Consider the following 2225-nt stretch of genomic DNA (forward strand, 5'->3'; position numbering starts at 1 on the left):
GGCATTTTCTATCACTTGGGTCAGGCGGTTGCCATTATAGATATAATCAAGATTATCTACCAAAGTAGCAGTGTTTCCTGGCATAGCTGCCGCTGTACGTTTGAGATTACTGATGTTTCCATTCAGGTCATAGGTCAGGTATTCGTCAAAATTACCGCTGACTCAGGTGGTGGGTTTGAAGACTTTTTTGCTAAAAATGCTGCTGCTTTGTAAAACCATAAACCCTCGCTTTTGCGAGGGTTTATGGTTATCAGTGTAAAGTCAGAAGACTTTGCCAGCGGGATACAATAAAAAAAGAAGGCATAGCACACTCAATTACAAAACAATCGAAGAATTTAATAATTAAAAAAACATTTACAAAAATGTAGCTTAACTTATACTGGAGTTTTTATTTGCATATCCACGATGCCTATTCAAAATTGGGGTATTGTCCTAAACCAATTTATTCTTATTTTTGAAAAAAGGCTCAGATTATAAAATCTAAGCCCTAACTTTTTAACTTACACACTTCGTGGGATAGTGTCCTTTTCCATCATGATTTTTTATTCATTACCACAAATATAAAAAATTCAGCCCTTTTATTCTAGCCCTAAACACTATCCCAAAGATTTATTTCTATTGTTCTGTTTTTTATCAGTGCAAAGTCAAAGATCTTGCATAGCAGAATCTCTATTCATATCTTCAATTATAACTTTTGTGAAGTCTACGATTTCTTTCCATTTTGGATCATCAAGAATAATATTATCATCATAATTTTCCTCATAAGAAGAAGGCTCTTGATACTCCTCTAACATTTCTTTTAATTTAAAAAGATTTTGCTTTAAATTATGATCGTCTATATCTTCTATTTCATAATCAAAATCAAAATCACCCAATAAAGTATTAAACAATTCCGAATAAGAAGATACTAACCCAGTAGTATTATCAATATTCAACCACAATTTCCTTTGCAGATTTATATCTGACAATTCCACTAATCTTTCTTTAAATTCTTTATACATAATATTATTTATTAATCAAAAGGCGGCATTTTAGTTTGATCAAATTCTGTTTTTGGAATATGGGATTCTGGTGTTCTTCCTCCATTTGTTGGTTGCCCATTTTTATCATAAAGTACTCCATCCTTTTGATATTTTATATAATCCTTTTGTTGTAAAGGGTTGGGACTATCTTCGTTCCCTTTCATTTCACGAACATTATTACGTGGATTATTTGGATCTTTATGCTGTACACCAGGACTTTTAGTCTGTTTCGTTTCCCAACCCTCAGGTTTTGTAAATTCGTTGCTATTTTCCGGTTTGACTTGTTCAGTAATACTTTCAGGTTTTACCTGTTCTACAGTTTTATCCATAGTGCTGGTAGTTTCAGGCTTGTTATTACCCGTAAGAGAGTCCCAACCTTTGCTGATAGCATTTCCAATTCTTTCTAAAAATCCCATTTGAGGTGGTGGGGTCGCTCTCCCAGTTAATGTAATTCCTTCAATCTGGGTTTCCCGTATCATCGTTTCCGCAATAGGAGTAGTTGGTCTTACCGCAGAATTAGACATCATCAGAAATTCGAAAGGAACTAACTCAAGACCTTCAAACTCTCTTCCCATTCCTAATTTATTTTCTTGGAAAGCGTATGTAGAATTATATGGAAATTTTTCACTTAATGGGTCTACTGAGGTAAATCGTCCAACATCTGGCATGTAATTTCTCCACTTAAACGAGTACATACCCGTTTCCTGCAATTCTTGCCCCTGATACTTATAATTCTTATAAGTCCCCTGTCCAAAGAATGAATTTCCTGTTTTTAAATGGTTCATCCCAAAAGGATAATAATCATTAGCATCAGTGATTTCCAGAGCACCTGCGCTGTTTCTTCCGAAACTTATCCTTGTATTTCCTAAATGATCTTTATACTGGTAAATATACTGATCTTTTCCATAATCATAAAATCCTTCAGAAGTTGGGAAAAACTGTAAGTCGGGAGTCTTAATGGCGGGAGGAGGAACTCTTCTCTGCTCTACGGAGAACGCTTCTATTTCCATGGCTTTTCTCATAGGGGATACTGCAAAAGCCGCTTCTGCTTCTTCAACAGGAGTTCCACCGCCACCAGGTGAGGTGCTACTCTGCGTGGTCGTATGGCTGTATTGAAATCCATCTAAATAATCTGCATCTGTTGTACTGGTGACAGTTCCATTGATACCATCTTCAATTTCCACAGTTTTCTTAAATAGTTTT

3 protein-coding genes are annotated in these 2225 nt (G+C 35.4%); 1 reads left to right on the forward strand and 2 read right to left on the reverse strand.

Going from position 1 to position 2225, the window contains the following annotated elements; genetic code table 11:
* On the forward strand, positions 1-213 hold a 213-nt coding region (locus AC27VX_RS23620), incomplete at its 5' end, for a hypothetical protein (RefSeq protein ID WP_488698415.1).
* Between the two features lie 431 nt (positions 214-644).
* Here the strand turns inward: AC27VX_RS23620 and AC27VX_RS23625 are convergent.
* Together AC27VX_RS23625 and AC27VX_RS23630 are read right to left on the reverse strand one after the other, a co-directional pair.
* Positions 645-1001 carry a hypothetical protein gene (locus AC27VX_RS23625; RefSeq protein WP_236855650.1) on the reverse strand — a complete coding sequence of 119 codons (357 nt, stop codon included), beginning with the start codon at positions 999-1001 and terminating at the stop codon, positions 645-647.
* Between the two features lie 11 nt (positions 1002-1012).
* On the reverse strand, positions 1013-2225 hold a 1213-nt coding region (locus AC27VX_RS23630), incomplete at its 5' end, for an RHS repeat domain-containing protein (RefSeq protein WP_488698417.1).

It is taken from the genome of Chryseobacterium sp. 14P4.3.2 (assembly GCF_057799275.1).